At 66.7% G+C, this 15758-nt stretch carries 11 protein-coding genes and 1 pseudogene; 11 read left to right on the top strand and 1 reads right to left on the bottom strand.

Translation table 11 applies throughout. The features are described 5' to 3' along the window. Positions 1-18 precede the first annotated feature (18 nt). Entirely contained in the window at positions 19-396 is a 378-nt protein-coding gene (locus tag ACWEKS_RS07200; RefSeq protein ID WP_452339266.1) for a hypothetical protein, read from the bottom strand. A 376-nt stretch (positions 397-772) separates the two neighbouring features. On the opposite strand from ACWEKS_RS07200, the gene glf reads away from it, so the two are divergent. The 11 genes and pseudogenes from glf to ACWEKS_RS07145 form a co-directional block, all read left to right on the top strand. Then, the gene (glf, locus tag ACWEKS_RS07195; protein WP_452339265.1) at positions 773-1969 is read left to right on the top strand and encodes a UDP-galactopyranose mutase; all 1197 of its coding nucleotides are present in this window, start codon (positions 773-775) and stop codon (positions 1967-1969) included. Between the two features lie 23 nt (positions 1970-1992). Further along, the gene (locus ACWEKS_RS07190; protein ID WP_452339264.1) at positions 1993-3912 is read left to right on the top strand and encodes a glycosyltransferase; all 1920 of its coding nucleotides are present in this window, start codon (positions 1993-1995) and stop codon (positions 3910-3912) included. Further along, the gene (locus tag ACWEKS_RS07185) at positions 3909-4493 is read left to right on the top strand and encodes a phosphatase PAP2 family protein (RefSeq protein ID WP_452339263.1); all 585 of its coding nucleotides are present in this window, start codon (positions 3909-3911) and stop codon (positions 4491-4493) included. Before ACWEKS_RS07190 ends, ACWEKS_RS07185 begins: the two co-directional genes overlap by 4 nt. Before the next feature lie 26 nt (positions 4494-4519). After that, positions 4520-5467 (top strand): decaprenyl-phosphate phosphoribosyltransferase, encoded by a 948-nt coding sequence (locus ACWEKS_RS07180; RefSeq protein ID WP_379387520.1) that lies wholly within the window; start codon positions 4520-4522, stop codon positions 5465-5467. 1 nt (position 5468) lies between these two features. After that, on the top strand, positions 5469-7454 hold the full coding sequence (gene zomB / locus ACWEKS_RS07175) for a flagellar motor control protein ZomB (RefSeq protein ID WP_452339262.1): 1986 nt from the start codon (positions 5469-5471) through the stop codon (positions 7452-7454). Between the two features lie 271 nt (positions 7455-7725). After that, positions 7726-8769: an alpha/beta hydrolase gene (locus tag ACWEKS_RS07170; RefSeq protein WP_452339261.1), complete on the top strand. Its 1044-nt coding sequence runs from the start codon at positions 7726-7728 to the stop codon at positions 8767-8769. Between the two features lie 336 nt (positions 8770-9105). After that, the gene (locus ACWEKS_RS07165; RefSeq protein WP_452339260.1) at positions 9106-10194 is read left to right on the top strand and encodes an alpha/beta hydrolase; all 1089 of its coding nucleotides are present in this window, start codon (positions 9106-9108) and stop codon (positions 10192-10194) included. Positions 10195-10483: 289 nt separating this feature from the next. Then, on the top strand, positions 10484-11530 hold the full coding sequence (locus ACWEKS_RS07160; RefSeq protein WP_452339259.1) for an alpha/beta hydrolase: 1047 nt from the start codon (positions 10484-10486) through the stop codon (positions 11528-11530). Positions 11531-11734: 204 nt separating this feature from the next. Next, a complete protein-coding gene (locus tag ACWEKS_RS07155; RefSeq protein ID WP_452339258.1) occupies positions 11735-12739 on the top strand; it encodes an alpha/beta hydrolase in 1005 nt (334 codons plus the stop codon). A gap of 355 nt (positions 12740-13094) precedes the next feature. Beyond that, a complete protein-coding gene (locus ACWEKS_RS07150; RefSeq protein ID WP_452339257.1) occupies positions 13095-14138 on the top strand; it encodes an alpha/beta hydrolase in 1044 nt (347 codons plus the stop codon). Between the two features lie 118 nt (positions 14139-14256). Further along, a pseudogene (locus ACWEKS_RS07145) lies at positions 14257-15609 on the top strand (alpha/beta hydrolase-fold protein); the annotation flags it as partial. Between the last annotated feature and the right edge of the window lie 149 nt (positions 15610-15758).

Raw genomic sequence — 15758 nt, 5'->3', positions numbered from 1 at the left:
GTCGAGGTTGTTGACGATCTAGGTGACGATCGGGTCGTCGAGGAACTGGGTGCGATCGTTCACCTCGTCGGGGCTCAGCGGCAGGAATCCGTGGCGGTGCACGTGGATCGCGGCGACGCTCTGCCGGAAGTCGTCGACGGACCGGTCGTAGGCGGTCTGCTGCTCGGCCGGGACCACCGTGCGGATGGCGGTGGCCGCCGCGGTGATGACGTCGTCGAAGGTGGCCGCGCCGGGCTTGCCGCAGACGTCGCCGGCGTCGGCGATCTCGGCGGCGGCCAGGGTGCTGTCGCCGTCGTCGGCGCGGGCGGGGGCAGCGGCGGGGATCAGGGCGGCGGTGCCCAGCAGGGCGGTGATGGTCAGCGCGCCCACGAGTGGGGCGAGGCGTGCGAGGCGCATGTACGTGGTCTTCCGGGTCGAGCGAACGGCACGCGCGCGAAGCACACGGCACGGAACTGGTCAGTCGTTCAATTTCGAGTCGATATGTAATACAGCTCCCGTGACGCCGCTGTCTGCGCTTTCGTGAACGCTGCGCGAAAACCTTGCGACCTTTCGCGCTCGCTGGAATGACGCACGCCACTGCGCCGAGCCCACCGCACAACAGCCCATAGAGGGGCAAAAGCCCAAAGAAGGGCAAAACTGACGGTTCGCGGCCCGGCTCGGTCTGGACCGACGGAGCGGGGGAGCGAAGCGGAGGAGGGAAGACCGAGCTTGCAGGGCCGCGAACCGCCCGGAGCGAAGCGGAGGGCAATTGGACCCAGTAGTCTGGGCACCCGTGACCGTCGCATCCCCGTTCGATCTCATCGTCGTCGGCTCCGGCTTCTTCGGGCTGACCATCGCAGAACGCACCGCCAAGCTGCTGGGCAAGCGCGTATTGGTGGTGGAACGTCGCTATCACCTGGGCGGCAACGCCTACTCGGAAGCCGACCCGGAAACCGGCATCGAGATCCACAAGTACGGGGCGCACCTCTTCCACACCTCCAACAAGCGGGTGTGGGACTACGTCAACGAGTTCACCGAGTTCACCAACTACCAGCACCGGGTCTTCGGACTGCACAAGGGCCAGGCGTACCCGCTGCCCATGGGGCTGGGCATGATCTCGCAGTTCTTCGGCCGCTACTACACCCCGGACGAGGCGCGGGCGCTCATCGCCGAGCAGTCGGCGGAGATCGACAGCAAGGACGTGACCAACCTCGAGGAGAAGGGCATCTCGCTGATCGGCCGCCCGCTCTACGAGGCGTTCATCCGCGACTACACGGCCAAGCAGTGGCAGACCGATCCCAGGGAACTGCCGTCGAGCATCATCACCCGGCTGCCGGTCCGCTACACCTTCGACAACCGCTACTTCAACGACACCTACGAGGGTCTGCCCAAGGACGGCTACACCGCGTGGCTGTCGAAGATGGCCGAGCACCCGAACATCGAGGTGCGCCTGAACACCGACTGGTTCGACGTGCGCGACGAGGTCCGCGCCCAGAACCCGGACGCCCCGGTCGTCTACACCGGCCCGCTGGACCACTACTTCGACTACAGCGAGGGCGAACTCGGCTGGCGCACCATCGATTTCGAGACCGAGGTGCTCGAAACCGGTGACTTCCAGGGCATCCCGGTGATGAACTACAACGACGCGGACGTGCCGTTCACCCGCATCATCGAGCCGCGCCACTTCCACCCCGAGCGCGACTACCCGACCGACAAGACGGTCATCATGCGCGAGTTCTCGCGCTTCGCCCAGACCGGCGACGAACCGTACTACCCGATCAACACCCCCGACGACCGGGCCAAGCTGCTGGCCTACCGGGAGCGCGCCAAGACCGAGACCACCGAGGCCAAGGTGCTGTTCGGTGGCCGCCTGGGCACCTACCAGTACCTGGACATGCACATGGCCATCGGCGCCGCGCTCAGCATGTTCGACAATGTGCTGCGCCCGCACCTGGAATCCGGTGCGCCGCTGGTGGACGTCGCCGAATGACCGCCCAACTCACTCGGGAAGACATGACCACCGAGACTCGCGCCGTATCCCTGCTCCAGCGCATCATCCTGCCCCGGCCGGGTGAACCGCTGGACGTGCGCAAGCTGTACCTCGAGGAATCCGAGACCAATTCCCGTCGCGCGCATGCCATTACGCGCACCGCGCTGGCCATCGGCGCGGAGTCGGAGGTCTCCTTCTGCACCTACTTCAATGCGGTCCCGGCCAGCTACTGGCGGCGCTGGAGCGTGCTGAAGTCGGTGGTGCTGAAGCTGGAGCTGTCCGGCCACGGTCGCGTGGACGTGTACCGCTCCAAGGCCGACGGATCGCGAATCCACGTGCAGGGCAACGAGTTCAGCACGCCCGGTGAGGGCGCGGCGGCCGCCGCCTTCGTCGAGTTCGAGGTGGATCTGGGCCCGTTCGAGGACGGCGGTTGGATCTGGTTCGACATCACCACCGACAGCCATGTCGAAATGCGCAGCGGCGGTTGGTACGCGCCGATCGAGGCGCCGGGTGAGGGCAGCATCGCCGTCGGCATGCCGACCTTCAACCGCCCCACCGACGCGGTGAAAACCCTGACCGCCCTCGGCTCCGACCCGCTGGTGCTGGCGAAGATCAAGGCCGTCATCATTCCCGACCAGGGCACCCGCAAGGTGGTCGACGAGCCCGGCTTCACCGAGGCCGCGGCCCGCCTGGCCGGCCGGCTGGCCATCCACGACCAGCCCAACCTGGGCGGTTCCGGCGGATACAGCCGGGTCATGTACGAGGCGCTCGAGACCACCGACGCCGAATACATCGTCTACATGGACGACGACATCGAGATCGAGCCGGACTGCATCCTGCGCGCGCTGGCCTTCTCGCGATTCGCCAAGTCGCCCATCCTGACCGGTGGCCAGATGCTCAACCTGCAGGAGCGTTCGCACCTGCACGTCATGGGCGAGGTGGTGGACCGCTCCATCTTCATGTGGACCGCGGCCCCGAACGTGGAGTACGACCACGACTTCGCCAAGAACCCGCTGCGCGACCGCGACAACTCCAAGCTGCTGCACCGGCGCATCGACGTCGACTTCAACGGCTGGTGGACCTGCGTCATCCCGCGGCAGGTGGCCGAGGAGATCGGGCAGCCGCTGCCGCTGTTCCTCAAGTGGGACGACGCCGAATACGGTTTGCGCGCACGCGAACACGGCTACCCGACCGTCACCCTGCCGGGTGCGGCGGTGTGGCACATGGCCTGGTCCGACAAGGACGACGCCATCGACTGGCAGGCCTACTTCCACCTGCGCAACCGCCTGGTGGTGGCGTCGCTGCACCTGCCCAACGACGGCCGGCCGATGGTGGTCAACACCATCAAGGCCACGCTGAAACACCTGCTGTGCCTGGAGTATTCGACCGTCGCCATCCAGAACGAGGCGATCCGCGACTACCTGGCCGGACCGGACAAGCTGTTCGAGCTGCTGCCGACCGCGCTGGGCAAGGTGCACGCCATGCGCAAGGAGTACCCGGACGCGGTGGTCGTGCCGTCCTCCACCGAACTGCCGCTGGCCTCGCACGCCGAGGTGGGCGCGGTCGGCGAGCCGGGCAATCCGATCGCCAAGGTGGCCCGGCTCGGCAAGGGCGTGCTGCACAACTTCCGCAAGGCCAACCCGAAGCACCATGAGACCCCGCAGCTGAACGTGCCCACGTTGGACGCGCGCTGGTTCCTGCTCTCGCAGGTGGACGGTGTCACCGTTACCACTGCCGACGGCCGCGGCGTCGTCTACCGTAAGCGGGATCCGCGAAAGGCCATGGAGCTGTTCAAGGAAGCGATGCGCCTGCGCAAGGAGCTGGCCGAGCGCTTCCCGGAGGTGCGCGAGCAGTACCGTCGCGCGCACGCGCAGCTCACGAGCAAGGCCGCGTGGGAGAACGTCTTCGGTATCGATACTGAATCAGGAAACGAACCCAAATGACCGCTGCTCATACTGCTTCCGGCCCGGACCGCGGCCTGCACGTGGTCCCGGACGCGCCGGCGGCCCCGGTCGCGTCCCCGGCCGAGGTCAAGATCATCAACCTGGTGCAGGGCACCATCGGGCAGCATCCGGCGGTCGTCAAGGCCGCGCGCGGTATGTCGCATTTCGGTGAGCACTCGCTGGGCTGGCTGGGCATCGCCGCGGCCGGAGCGCTGCTCGACAAGCCGCGCCGCAGCCAGTGGGCGGGCGTGGCGGTCGGCGCGTTCGGCGCGCACGCGGCCTCGGTGGTCATCAAGCGCATCGTCCGCCGACCCCGCCCGCACGATCCGTCCGTGCAGGTCAACGTGTCGACGCCGTCGAAGCTCAGCTTCCCGTCCTCGCACGCCACCTCCACCACGGCGGCGGCTGTGTTGCTGGGCAGGCTCACCGGGCTACCCTTGCCTGCGGTGCTCGTCCCGCCGATGCTGCTCTCCCGGGTCGTCCTCGGCGTGCATTACCCCTCCGACGTGCTCGCGGGTTCCGCGCTGGGCGCAGCATCAGCCGCAGCCGTGCTCGCCGCCGAAAAGAGACTCGCCAAGTGACAGCCCAGGAAAGAGCCACCGTTGACATGAGCGAAGAGCCGACCACCACCGACCTGGCAGAGGCGGTCATCAAGGGACCGCCGAAGACGTTGGGCGGCGGCTTGATCAAGGCCATGCGCCCCCGGCAGTGGATCAAGAACGTGCTGGTGCTCGCCGCGCCGCTGGCCGCCGGGAAGACCGCCGGCGGCACGCTCGTGATCACCGACCTGTCGGTGCTCGGGCACGTCGCCATCGCCTTCGTGGTGTTCTGCATGGCCGCCTCGGGCATCTACCTGGTCAACGACGCGCTCGACGTGGAGGCCGACCGGGCGCACCCGACCAAGCGTTTCCGGCCCATCGCGGCCGGCGTGGTGCCGGTGAACCTGGCCTACGGGCTATCGGCGGTGCTGCTGCTCGGCTCGATCCTGTTGTCCTTCACCGCGAACTGGCATCTGGCCGTGGTGATGGCGGTGTACATCGGCATCCAGCTGGCCTACTGCTTCGGTCTCAAGCACCAGGCGGTGCTGGACATCTGCATCGTGTCCTCGGGCTTCCTGCTGCGCGCGGTCGCCGGTGGCGTCTCCTCGGATATCCGTCTGTCCCAGTGGTTCCTGCTGATCATGGCGTTCGGCTCGCTGTTCATGGCGGCCGGAAAGCGTTACGCCGAGCTGAAGATCGCGCTCGACACCGGCGCCAAGATCCGGAAGTCGCTGGAGTACTACACGCCGACCTACCTGCGTTTCGTCTGGACCCTGTCGGCCACCGCTGTCGTCGTGTTCTACGGTCTGTGGGCGTTCGAGCAGGATCGCGCCAAGGACACCATCTGGTTCGCCATTTCCATGATTCCGTTCGTCATCGCCATCATGCGGTACGCGGTGGACGTCGACGGCGGCGAAGCGGGTGAGCCGGAAGAGATCGCCCTGGGGGACCGTGTCCTCCAGTTCCTCGCAGTCGCCTTGATCGGAGCCCTGGGTGTCGCTGTCTATCTCACCTGACGTGGTAGAGGGAGAAGAGCGAGAGACGGGCGCGCCGACGGCACAATTGCCGGTCGGTCGCGCCCGTCGGCGTGCGGATGCCTCCGCACGCTTCTCGCGACTATCCCGCGCCACGTTCATCGGTGGGATCGTGCTGACCGCGACGCTGTTCGCGGCCGGCGCGTGGCAGCGGCGCTGGATCGCCGACGACGGCCTGATCGTCCTGCGCACGGTGCGAAACCTGATGGCGGGCAACGGTCCGGTCTTCAATCCGGGCGAACGCGTCGAGACCAATACCAGCGCGGCCTGGACCTACGTCGTCTGGTTCTTCAGCTGGCTCACGCACCTGCGGCTGGAGTACGTGGTGCTCGGCATCACGCTCACGCTCTCGGTGCTGGCCATGGTGTTCGCCATGCTGGGCGCGGCCCGGCTGTGGGGCGGCACCCGGTCCGCGCTGCTGGTGCCCGCGGGCGCGCTGGTCTACATCGCGCTGCCCCCGGCCCGCGACTACGCCACCTCCGGACTGGAGAACTGCCTGGTCATCTTCTGGCTGGCGGTGCTGTGGTGGGGGCTGATTCGCTGGAGTCAGGCCGAACAGGTCCGTCCCGCAGGCTTTTTCGGCCTGGTGTTCTTCGCCGGGCTGGCGCCGCTGGTGCGGCCGGAGATGACGGTGGTCGGCGGCCTGGCGCTGCTGATCCTGTTCTGCGCGCCGGTGCCGCAAACCCGGCTGCGGCCCTGGGTTTTCCGCTGCCTGGTGGTGGCGGTGGCCGGCCTGGTGCCGCTGGGATACCAGATCTGGCGGATGGGCTACTACGGCCTTCCCTATCCGAATACCGCCGTGGCCAAGGACGCCGGTGGCGCGAAGTGGCACCAGGGCGTCATCTACCTGTGGGACCTGGTGGGTCCGTACTGGTTGTGGCTGCCGCTGCTGGTGCTGGCGATCGCCGCGATCGTGCTGGTCCGGCAGCACCGGGCCGAGCATCCGGCCGCCGCGGACGCGACCGCCGGCGCCGGAGACGAGAACTGGCGCACGCGGATTCACCGCTTCAGCGGGTGGCTGCGCACCCCCGCCGCGATCGTGACGCTCATGGTCGGCAGCGGTGTGCTGCTCACCGTCTACGAGGTTCGCGTCGGCGGCGACTTCATGCACGGCCGCATGCTGCTGCCGCAGCTGTTCCTGCTGCTCCTGCCGGTGTCGGTGCTGCCGCTGCGGCCCGCGCGGGGCTTCGGCCGGGGTGAGTCCGGAATGCGCGGCCTGGACTGGGCTTTCGTACTGGTGGCGGCCGCCTTCGTGGGCACGGCGGGCTGGGCGCTGTTCGCGGCGAACACCACCGCCATCACCACCGGGACCAAGATCCGCGCCAACGGCATTGTGGACGAGCGCATCTACTACGTGCTCAATACCGGGCACGACCACCCGATCCGCGCCGAGGACTACCTGGACTATCCGCGCATGCGCGCCATGGTCCGGGACATCGCCAACTCGCCGGACGGGGCACTGCTGCTCAACTCGCCGTCGTTCATGAACTGGTACCTGGTGCCCGCGCCGGTGCCGGAGGGCAATGGCGAGCACGTGGTCTTCTTCCTGAATCTGGGCATGACCAGCATGAACGTCCCGCTGGACGTGCGTGTCATCGACCAGATGGGTCTGGCGTATCCGCTTGCCTCGCATACCGATCGGCTCACCGACGGCCGCATCGGGCACGACAAGAACCTCTACCCCGACTGGGTGGTCGTGGACACCGGCATGGTGGACCGGCACCCGTGGATGCCGTGGTTCCTGGACGAGAAGTGGAGCGACCAGGCCCGAACGGCGCTGTCCTGCCCGGATACTCAGGCGATGCTGGCCTCCTCGCGGGCGCCGCTGACCTTCGACCGCTGGCGGCACAACCTGATGCAGGCGTTCGACTTCGCGAAGTACCGCATCGACCGGGTGCCGAAGTACGAGATCCAGCGCTGCCATCTGGAGGATCCGACGCAGCCGGCGCCGCCCGCGCCACCGAGGTGATCCGCGCGCTGCCCGTATGACAAGACCCCGCATCCGGTCCGGATGCGGGGTCTTCGCTTGTCCGTGAGGGGGTTTGACCGAAACGTCACGTTCAGGGGTGTGAGTTGTGGTTAGCTATCTCGATTTGGTAACACCCCGGCGCGGGTTTCGCGATAAGCTCCGCGAGTACTCCCGGCGCCGACCAGAAACCTGCTGTGCGGCAACGGTTGTCGCAATACGAACCCGGGCGGGCGGACAGGGAGGCCCGGGGCGCACGGACGGAAGGCCGAATATGCGGGGCGTGACGGTTCAGGGTGGGGCGCGGAGCTGGTTGCGAAAGTCGGTGCTGGCCTTGGCATTGGCGACCATGGTGCCGATGGGGGTATCGGTCCTGGGCGCGCCCGCCGCGCAGGCCGCCTTCAGTCCGGACGGGATGGACTTCTACGTCGATTCCAGCATGGGCCCGATCAAGTCACGCGTCTTCCGTGCGGCAGACGGCAATACCAACCGGGTTGTCTACGCGCTGGACGGTGAACGCGCGCGCGAGGACGACAACGGCTGGGAGATCAATACCGATGTCGCGCACGCGCTGACGGCCGCCAATATCAATGTCGTCATGCCGGTCGGCGGCCAATCCAGCTGGTACGCCGACTGGAACTCGCCGAGCACCTTCCTCGGCATGCCGGCGGGCACCGCCTCCGTGCAGTCCGGATCCGGTGCCACCCAGGTACTTTCCGGCGGTCCCGGCAAGTCCTACACCTACAGGTGGGAAACCTTCCTCACCACCGATCTGCCCAACGCGCTACGGGATCGCCTGGGCTTCAGCACGACTCGCAACGGCATCTTCGGCCTGTCCATGAGTGGCGGTTCCGCGCTGATGATGGCGGCCTTCCACCCGAACCAATTCGCCTACGCCGGTTCGCTGTCCGGTGCGCTGGACCTGTCGCTGCCCGAAATGCGCACCGCCGTCCGGCTGGCCATGGTGGACGCCGGCGGCTACAACATCGACGCGCTGGCCGGGCCGAAGGACCTGAAGTGGCAGCACCTGGATCCGTTCCAGTTCGCGCCCAAGCTGAAGGCCAACGGCACCAAGATGTTCATCTCGGCGGGCAGCGGCCTGCCCGCGTCCACCGACGCCATCAATGCCTCGACCATCGAGGCCATGGGCATCGAAGCGGTGGCGCTGGTCGGCACCAAGGCCTTCCAGGCCCGCTGGGCGGCGCTGGGTGGCGGCAATGTCGTCTACGACTTCCCGGCCGTCGGCGTGCACAACTGGCGCAATTGGGAAGCCGAGCTGAATCGGATGCTCCCGGACCTGTCCGCGAACATCGGGTGAGCCGGGGCGGTCGGCGGTGAATTCTCTGAGAATTTCGAGAGACGCAGCGCGCCTTGGATATTCGCCTTGTGTTATCGGGGATGCTGAAGTTGCGCAGTGTGATTCGCGCAGTATGGAGTGATAGTTGATGTGCATGAGTCTGCGGGGGCGGAATTCGACTCTCGAGTCGCAAGCTGGCGCTGATGTGCGCCACATTCCTCATCGACAGTGGCGCTCGTCACTTTTGTCACGATCGGATAACGTCTCGTTGGCCCGGGCACGATAGGGTCGCCGAGACCTCAAACGTGGTTACGAGCACACGGTGAGACCGAACGACCGGAAAGGCCGGACAAATAAATGCGAGGCGATAGACGTCACAGATCCCGCGGTTGGCTCAAGAATTCCGTGGTCGGATTGGCGCTGGCGATTGCACTGCCGTTCGGGGTGTCGGCGGTCGGCGTCGGCACAGCGAACGCGGCACTGGACCCCGACGGGTTCGACTTCTACGTCGACTCGGCGTCCATGGGCCCGGTCAAGTCGCGCGTCTTCCGCGCGGCCGATGGCAATACCTCCCGCGTCGTCTATGCCCTCGACGGCATGCGCGCCCAGCAGGACCTGAGCGGCTGGGAGATCAACACCGACATCGCGCACGCGCTGACCGCGGCGAACATCAATGTGGTGATGCCGATCGGCGGCCAGTCCAGCTTCTACGCCGACTGGAACGCGCCCAGCAGCGTGCTCGGCGTGGGTGACGGCGCCGGCTCTTCCTCCGGCTCCGCCAAGCTGGGCTCCGGCTCGGCCTCGGGCTCGTCGTCGGGCTCGGGCGCCCTCCAGATCCTGGGCGGCGGCCCCGGCAAGAGCTACCGCTACACCTGGGAGACCTTCCTGTCCCAGGACCTGCCCAGCGCGCTGCAGAGCCGGCTCGGCTTCAGCCGCACTCGCAATGGCGTCTTCGGTCTCTCCATGGGTGGTTCCGGCGCGCTGACCCTGGCCGCCTACCACCCGGATCAGTTCAGCTTCGCGGGCTCGTACTCCGGCTACCTGAACATCTCCGCGCCCGGCATGCGTGAGGCCATCCGCCTGGCCATGATCGACGCCGGCGGCTACAACGTCGACTCCATGGCTCCGCCGTGGGGCCCGCAGTGGCTGCACATGGACCCGTTCGTCTTCGCGCCGCGCCTGAAGGACAACAACACTCGCCTGTGGATCTCGGCCGCGAGCGCGATTCCCGGCGCGGGTGATGTCTCGGGCGTGATGTCGGTGATCCAGGGCATGCCGCTCGAGGCTCTCGCCCTGGCGAACACCCGTGCCTTCCAGGCTCGGATGGCGTCCCTGGGCGCCGGCAACGTCACCTACGACTTCCCGGGGACCGGTGTCCACAACTGGAACAACTGGAACGCCGAGGTCTACCGGATGCTGCCGGATCTCTCGGCCAACATCGGCTGACAGCGCCGGGTCTCCACGCTGCAGAAAGCCCCCGCCTGCTCAGGCGGGGGCTTTTCGCATGTCTCGCCACCCTGTCCTGGATCGCCAGGGATACGCGGCGGAAATGGCAGGGAGGCCTGCGCGTGGCTCTGGATCGTTGAGGGCGCGGTACCGAATCGTTGAGGATCGATTCGCGACTCGCCGTAGCGACCGCACGGGACACGCCCAGTTGGGCATCCGATACTCAGTTTGTAGCGAAGATCTGTTCTGCGTGATCAATGTTCTGCTCAAACCGAGAAGGGCTGGGTCGATGCGGGTTCGAGGCTTCACACGGAAGGTATTGGGCGTCGCCGCTGCCGCCCTGCTGGTTCCCCTGATGGCGGTGATCGAATCGCCACCGGCCACCGCGGCGTTCGACCCGGCCATCTTCGATTTCTGGGTCGATTCGCCGAGCATGGGCCCGATCAAGACCCGTGTCCTGCGCGCTCGCGACGGCAATACTCAGCGCGTCGCCTACGTCCTGGACGGGATGCGCGCCCAGCAGGATCTGAGCGGCTGGGAGATCAACACCAATGTCGCCGAGGTGATGGCGGATCAGAACATCAATGTGGTGATGCCGATCGGCGGCGAGTCCAGCTTCTACGCCGACTGGGATGCGCCCAGCTCGTTCTTCGGCGCCGCGCCGGGCACCGGATCCGCGGCCTACAGCACCGGGTCGGGCATCACCGAGTCCATGGGCGGCGGCCCGGGCAAGAGCTACCGCTACACCTGGGAAGACTTCCTCACCAACCATCTGCGCTGGGAGCTGCAGAACCGCCTGGGCTTCAATCCCTATCGCAACGGCGTGTTCGGGTTGTCGATGGGCGGCAGCGCCGCGCTCAGCCTGGCCGCGTACCACCCCGACTTCTTCAGCTACGCCGGTTCGTACTCCGGCTACCTGAACATCTCGGCGCCCGGTATGCGCGAGGCCATCCGGGGCGCCATGCTCGACGCGGGCGGCTACAACGTGGACTCCATGGCTCCGCCGTGGGGGCCCCAGTGGCTGCGCATGGACCCGTTCGTCTTCGCGCCCACCCTGATCGCCAACAACACCCGGATGTGGATCTCCGCCGGCAGTGGCGCGCCCAGGCCCGACGATCTGAACATCCCGCTCGGCGTGGCGGCCGACCGGCTGATCCGCGGCGCGCCGCTGGAAACGTTGGCGCTGGCCAATACTCGCGCTTTCCAGGTCCGCATGCTCTCCCTGGGCGCGCAGAACATTGTCTGGGACTTTCCGGCCACCGGGCTGCACGCCTGGACGAACTGGCAGGACGACGCCTATCGAATGATCCCGGATATGTCCGCGCACATCGGATAGACCCGACTCCCGGAAGCGGCCGCCGTCCTCGTGGACGGCGGCCGTCGTGTGTTCCGCACCGGGGTGGTGATCCATCACGGTTTGGTCGCGGGGGGTGTTTCGCTGCCCGGCGACTCCGAATATGCGCCTAAGAAAGATCCTGCGACAACAGCTTCTGCATTTCGGATGTGGTCATCGGAGACCACGCTCGTGAAAGGCGAGTCGATGCGGTCTGTTCGGGTACGCGAGTGGGTGCAGCGGTCAATGACCGGTTCGGTCCGGGCGGTTTTGGCCGTTTTGGCTGTGGCGGTGACGGTTCCGCTGGCTGGGACAATCGGAGGGATGGCGCCCGCGCATGCGTCATTCGATCCGGGCGGTTACGACTTCTGGGTCGATTCCGACATGGGCCCGATCAAGTCGCGCATCTTCCGCGCCCATGACGGCAATACCCGCCGCGTGGTGTACGCGCTGGACGGATTGCGCGCCCGCAACGACCTTTCCGGCTGGGAGATCAACACCGATATCGAGCGGGCGCTCACCGCATGGAACATCAATGTGGTGATGCCGGTGGGCGGCCAGTCCAGCTTCTATTCGGATTGGGTGGCCCCGTCCGATACCAATGGCCAGACCGTGCCGTATGCCTGGGAGACCTTCCTGACCCGGGACCTGCGCCGGGCGCTGGCCGCCCGGCTGGGCTTCAATCCGCGCGGGAACGGGGTGTTCGGGCTGTCCATGGGCGGCAGTGCGGCGCTGGTGCTGGCGGCCTATCATCCGGATCAGTTCCGTTATGCCGGATCGTATTCCGGCTATTTGAACATATCGGGCCCGGGCATGCGGGAGGCCCTGCGGGCGGCGCTGCTGGACGCGGGCGGCTTCAACATCGACGACATGTGGGGGCCGCCCTGGAGCGAATTGTGGCTGCGCAACGATCCTTTCGAAATCGCGCCGATGTTGCGGGACAACGGCACCAGGATGTGGATCTCCAGCGGCAGCGGTGTTCCGGGCGCGCGGGATGTCGTGCAAACCCCGCTGGACGCGTACAACGTGACGGTCGGGATGGGTCTGGAATCCATAGCGCTTACGAATACTCGCGCGTTCCAGGCGCGCATGGACTCCCTGGGCCCCAGCAATGCGGTGTTCGACTACACCGCCGAGGGTGTGCACGCGTGGCCCTACTGGTCGGATCAGGTCTACAAGATGCTGCCGGACCTGAGCGCCAACCTCGGCTGAGCGAAACCGCCAAGCTTCCTTGCGGCGTAAGGGATTTGCACGTCGCCGCGACATCACGAGGGATTCGCGATATGGTCACCGCACCATTACGGTCGTATGCGATAGTGACTGAGTTGATTCACTGAACCAGCCACTCATTAGCGTGGCCTTGCCAACCGCTCGGAGCGTCGAATACCCTCCAGCGAGCAAGTGTTGACCAACCCGTGGTAGCGCTTCACTCACAGGGAAGTGTCGGGATTCGCTGTGAGCGGTGATTGCGCATGTCCGCGCATGGCTTTGTCATGCCGGGGGTACGCGATTGACAACTTAAGACACCGCAGCAGCGCAGTGCTGCGGTAGAGAAGGAGCAATATCCATGCGTTTCGGCAGGTCTGCCGTGCCGGGAGGAGTTTCGTCGCGACGCCGTGCGCAGAGTGCTTGGCGCACACGGCTTGTCGCGGCCACCGTAACCGCGGCGGCGCTCGCAGTCCCGACCACCTCCCTGGCCGTCCCGTCCATCGCCTCGGCCGCCCCGGCGTTCGGCCCGATGCACCGCGGTATTCCGGGCAGCTTCGAAGAGCTGATGGTGCCGTCCAGCATGGGTCCGATCAAGGTCCAGGTGCAGTGGGCCAAGAACGGTGGCAGCTCCGCGGTCTACATGCTCGACGGCATGCGCGCCCGCGATGATCGCAATGCGTGGGCCAATGCCGATGAGGGCGACGCCCCCGGCATCTTCGCCAACGACGACGTGAACGTCATCATGCCGGTCGGTGGTCAGTCCAGCTTCTACGCCGACTGGGTGTCGCCGTCCAACACCAACGGCCAGAAGTACACCTACAAATGGGAGACCTTCCTGACCAGGGAGCTCCCCGATTTCCTTTCCGGCTACGGTGTTTCGCGCAACAACACCGCCATCGCGGGTCTGTCCATGGGTGGTTCGGCCGCCCTCATGATGGCCGCCTACCACCGCGACATGTTCAAGCAGGCCACCTCGATGTCGGGCTACCTGAACCTGTCCGCGCCGGGCATGCGTGAGGCCATCCGCCTGGCCATGCTGGACGCCGGCCGCTTCAATGTCGACTCGATGGCCGCGCCGTGGAGCCCGGCCTGGCTGCGCATGGACCCGTTCGTGTTCGCGCCGCAGCTCAAGGGTCTGCCGATGTACATCTCGTCCGGTAACGGCATCCCCGGCCCGTACGACGGCGTCGGTTCCGCCGCAGACGTTTTCAACACCGGTAACGCCATCGCGCTGGAGGCGCTGGCGAGCGTGAACACCCGTGCCTTCCAGGCGCGGCTGGGGCAGATCAACGTTCCGGCCCAGTTCGACTTCACCGCGACCGGTACCCACAAATGGCGCTACTGGCACGACGAGCTGGTGAAGGCCCGCCCGCAGATGCTGAGCGCGCTGGGTCTCGCCTAGTAGGAACAACCGCTGCTCGCCCCGGGCGATAGCGTGAACGAATGAACCGGCCATCCGACAGGATGGCCGGTTCTTTTATGCCTCCCCATCATTCGCCGCGACGCGGTAGAAACCTACTGTGACAGCTGTGGCAATTGGTAGATGGGGGAGCGGCGGCCGCAGAGGGGTGGTCGCGCTCGCGGTAGCCACGACGGCCTTGCTGACGGGTGGGGTTGCCGGTGGGGGCGCAACGGCATTCGCGGAACCGGGGGGCGCTCCACCAGCGGGTGAACCCGCGAAACCCACCAAGCCCGATATTCGAAATGTGGTGTGGCTGAGCGACAGACGTGTCGCCCTGTGGGTGGATTCCCCCGCCATGGGCACCCGGATCCAGGTGCAACTGCTGCTGGCCAGAGACTGGAAAGCCAAGCCGGACAGCAAATTTCCCGTGCTCTACCTGCTCGACGGTATGCGCGCGGGTGACGATCAGAGCGGGTGGACCAAAGACGCTGGGGCGGAAGGCTTCTACGCCGACAAGAACATCACGGTGGTGCTGCCCGTCGGCGGCGCGGCCAGCTTCTATTCCGATTGGAAGCAGCCCGACAACGGCAAGACCTACAAGTGGGAAAGCTTCCTCACCAGGGAATTACCGCCGCTGCTGGACCGCGACTGGCGCACCACGAATGTGCGCGGCCTGACCGGGCTCTCCATGGGCGGCACCGCGGCCATGGCGCTGGCGTCCCGCAATCCCGGATTCGTGCGCTACGCCGCGTCCTTCTCCGGCTTCCTCACGCTGACGAGTCTCGGTATGCCGCAGGCGATCGCGTACGCCATGCGGGACGCGGGCGGCTACAACGCCGACGCCATGTACGGCCCGCCCACCGACGCGGAATGGGAATCGCACGATCCCTACGCGCTCGCGGAAAAATTGAAGGGCCTCAGCCTGTATGTGTCCAGCGGCAGCGGCCTGGCGGGCGTCCACGATATTCCGGCCGGGGTTCCGGGCGTGAGCACCAACTGGGTCGGCATGGCGCTGGAAGTGCTGTCGCGCTTCTCTTCTCAGCAGTTCGTGGCCAAGCTGGACAAGCTCAGCATTCCGGTGCAGGTGAACTACCGGCCCTCCGGCACGCATTCCTGGCCGTACTGGGATTTCGAGATGCGGCAGTCCTGGCCGCAGGCGGCCGCCGCGCTGGGCGTGGAGGCGACCAAGCCGGACTGCGCCGCCGCGGGCGCGATTGCGCCTGTGGCGCTGGCGAAGTCGTGGCTGGGCGACTGCCTGACCACGGAGTATCCGGTGGCCGGTGGTGCGGCGCAGGACTTCCGGGGCGGGCGGGTGGTGTGGTCGGCGGCCACCGGCGCGCATCCGGTGGGCGGCATGATCGGCGGCGCGTACGCGGGGGCGGCGGGACCCGCTGGCGCACTCGGCTTTCCCACCTCCGATGAAACGCCCATACCGGGCGGAGCACAGCAGGCTTTCCAGCACGGCACCATCGTTTTCCACGACGGCAGGGCCGAGATACACGCCAGCTGAACCGGATACCCGCCGATTACCTCCGGATCGACGGTAGAGTGCACCGTTGTCCGTGACTCCCGTCACGTCGGTGTGGTTCCCCCTGCGGTTCAGGAGATCGATCTCTATGG

Source organism: Nocardia sp. NPDC004711 (assembly GCF_053601595.1).
The sequence above is the reverse complement of the archived record's forward strand: the minus strand, read 5'-3'. Positions and strand labels throughout refer to the sequence as shown.

Coding starts and splice junctions, on each gene's coding strand:
- ACWEKS_RS07190 (WP_452339264.1), top strand. CDS start 1,993: ATGACCACCGAGACTCGCGCCGTATCCCTGCTCCAGCGCATCATCCTG.
- ACWEKS_RS07200 (WP_452339266.1), bottom strand. CDS start 396: ATGCGCCTCGCACGCCTCGCCCCACTCGTGGGCGCGCTGACCATCACC.
- ACWEKS_RS07185 (WP_452339263.1), top strand. CDS start 3,909: ATGACCGCTGCTCATACTGCTTCCGGCCCGGACCGCGGCCTGCACGTG.
- ACWEKS_RS07150 (WP_452339257.1), top strand. CDS start 13,095: ATGCGTTTCGGCAGGTCTGCCGTGCCGGGAGGAGTTTCGTCGCGACGC.
- ACWEKS_RS07155 (WP_452339258.1), top strand. CDS start 11,735: ATGCGGTCTGTTCGGGTACGCGAGTGGGTGCAGCGGTCAATGACCGGT.
- ACWEKS_RS07170 (WP_452339261.1), top strand. CDS start 7,726: ATGCGGGGCGTGACGGTTCAGGGTGGGGCGCGGAGCTGGTTGCGAAAG.
- ACWEKS_RS07180 (WP_379387520.1), top strand. CDS start 4,520: ATGAGCGAAGAGCCGACCACCACCGACCTGGCAGAGGCGGTCATCAAG.
- ACWEKS_RS07165 (WP_452339260.1), top strand. CDS start 9,106: ATGCGAGGCGATAGACGTCACAGATCCCGCGGTTGGCTCAAGAATTCC.
- ACWEKS_RS07160 (WP_452339259.1), top strand. CDS start 10,484: ATGCGGGTTCGAGGCTTCACACGGAAGGTATTGGGCGTCGCCGCTGCC.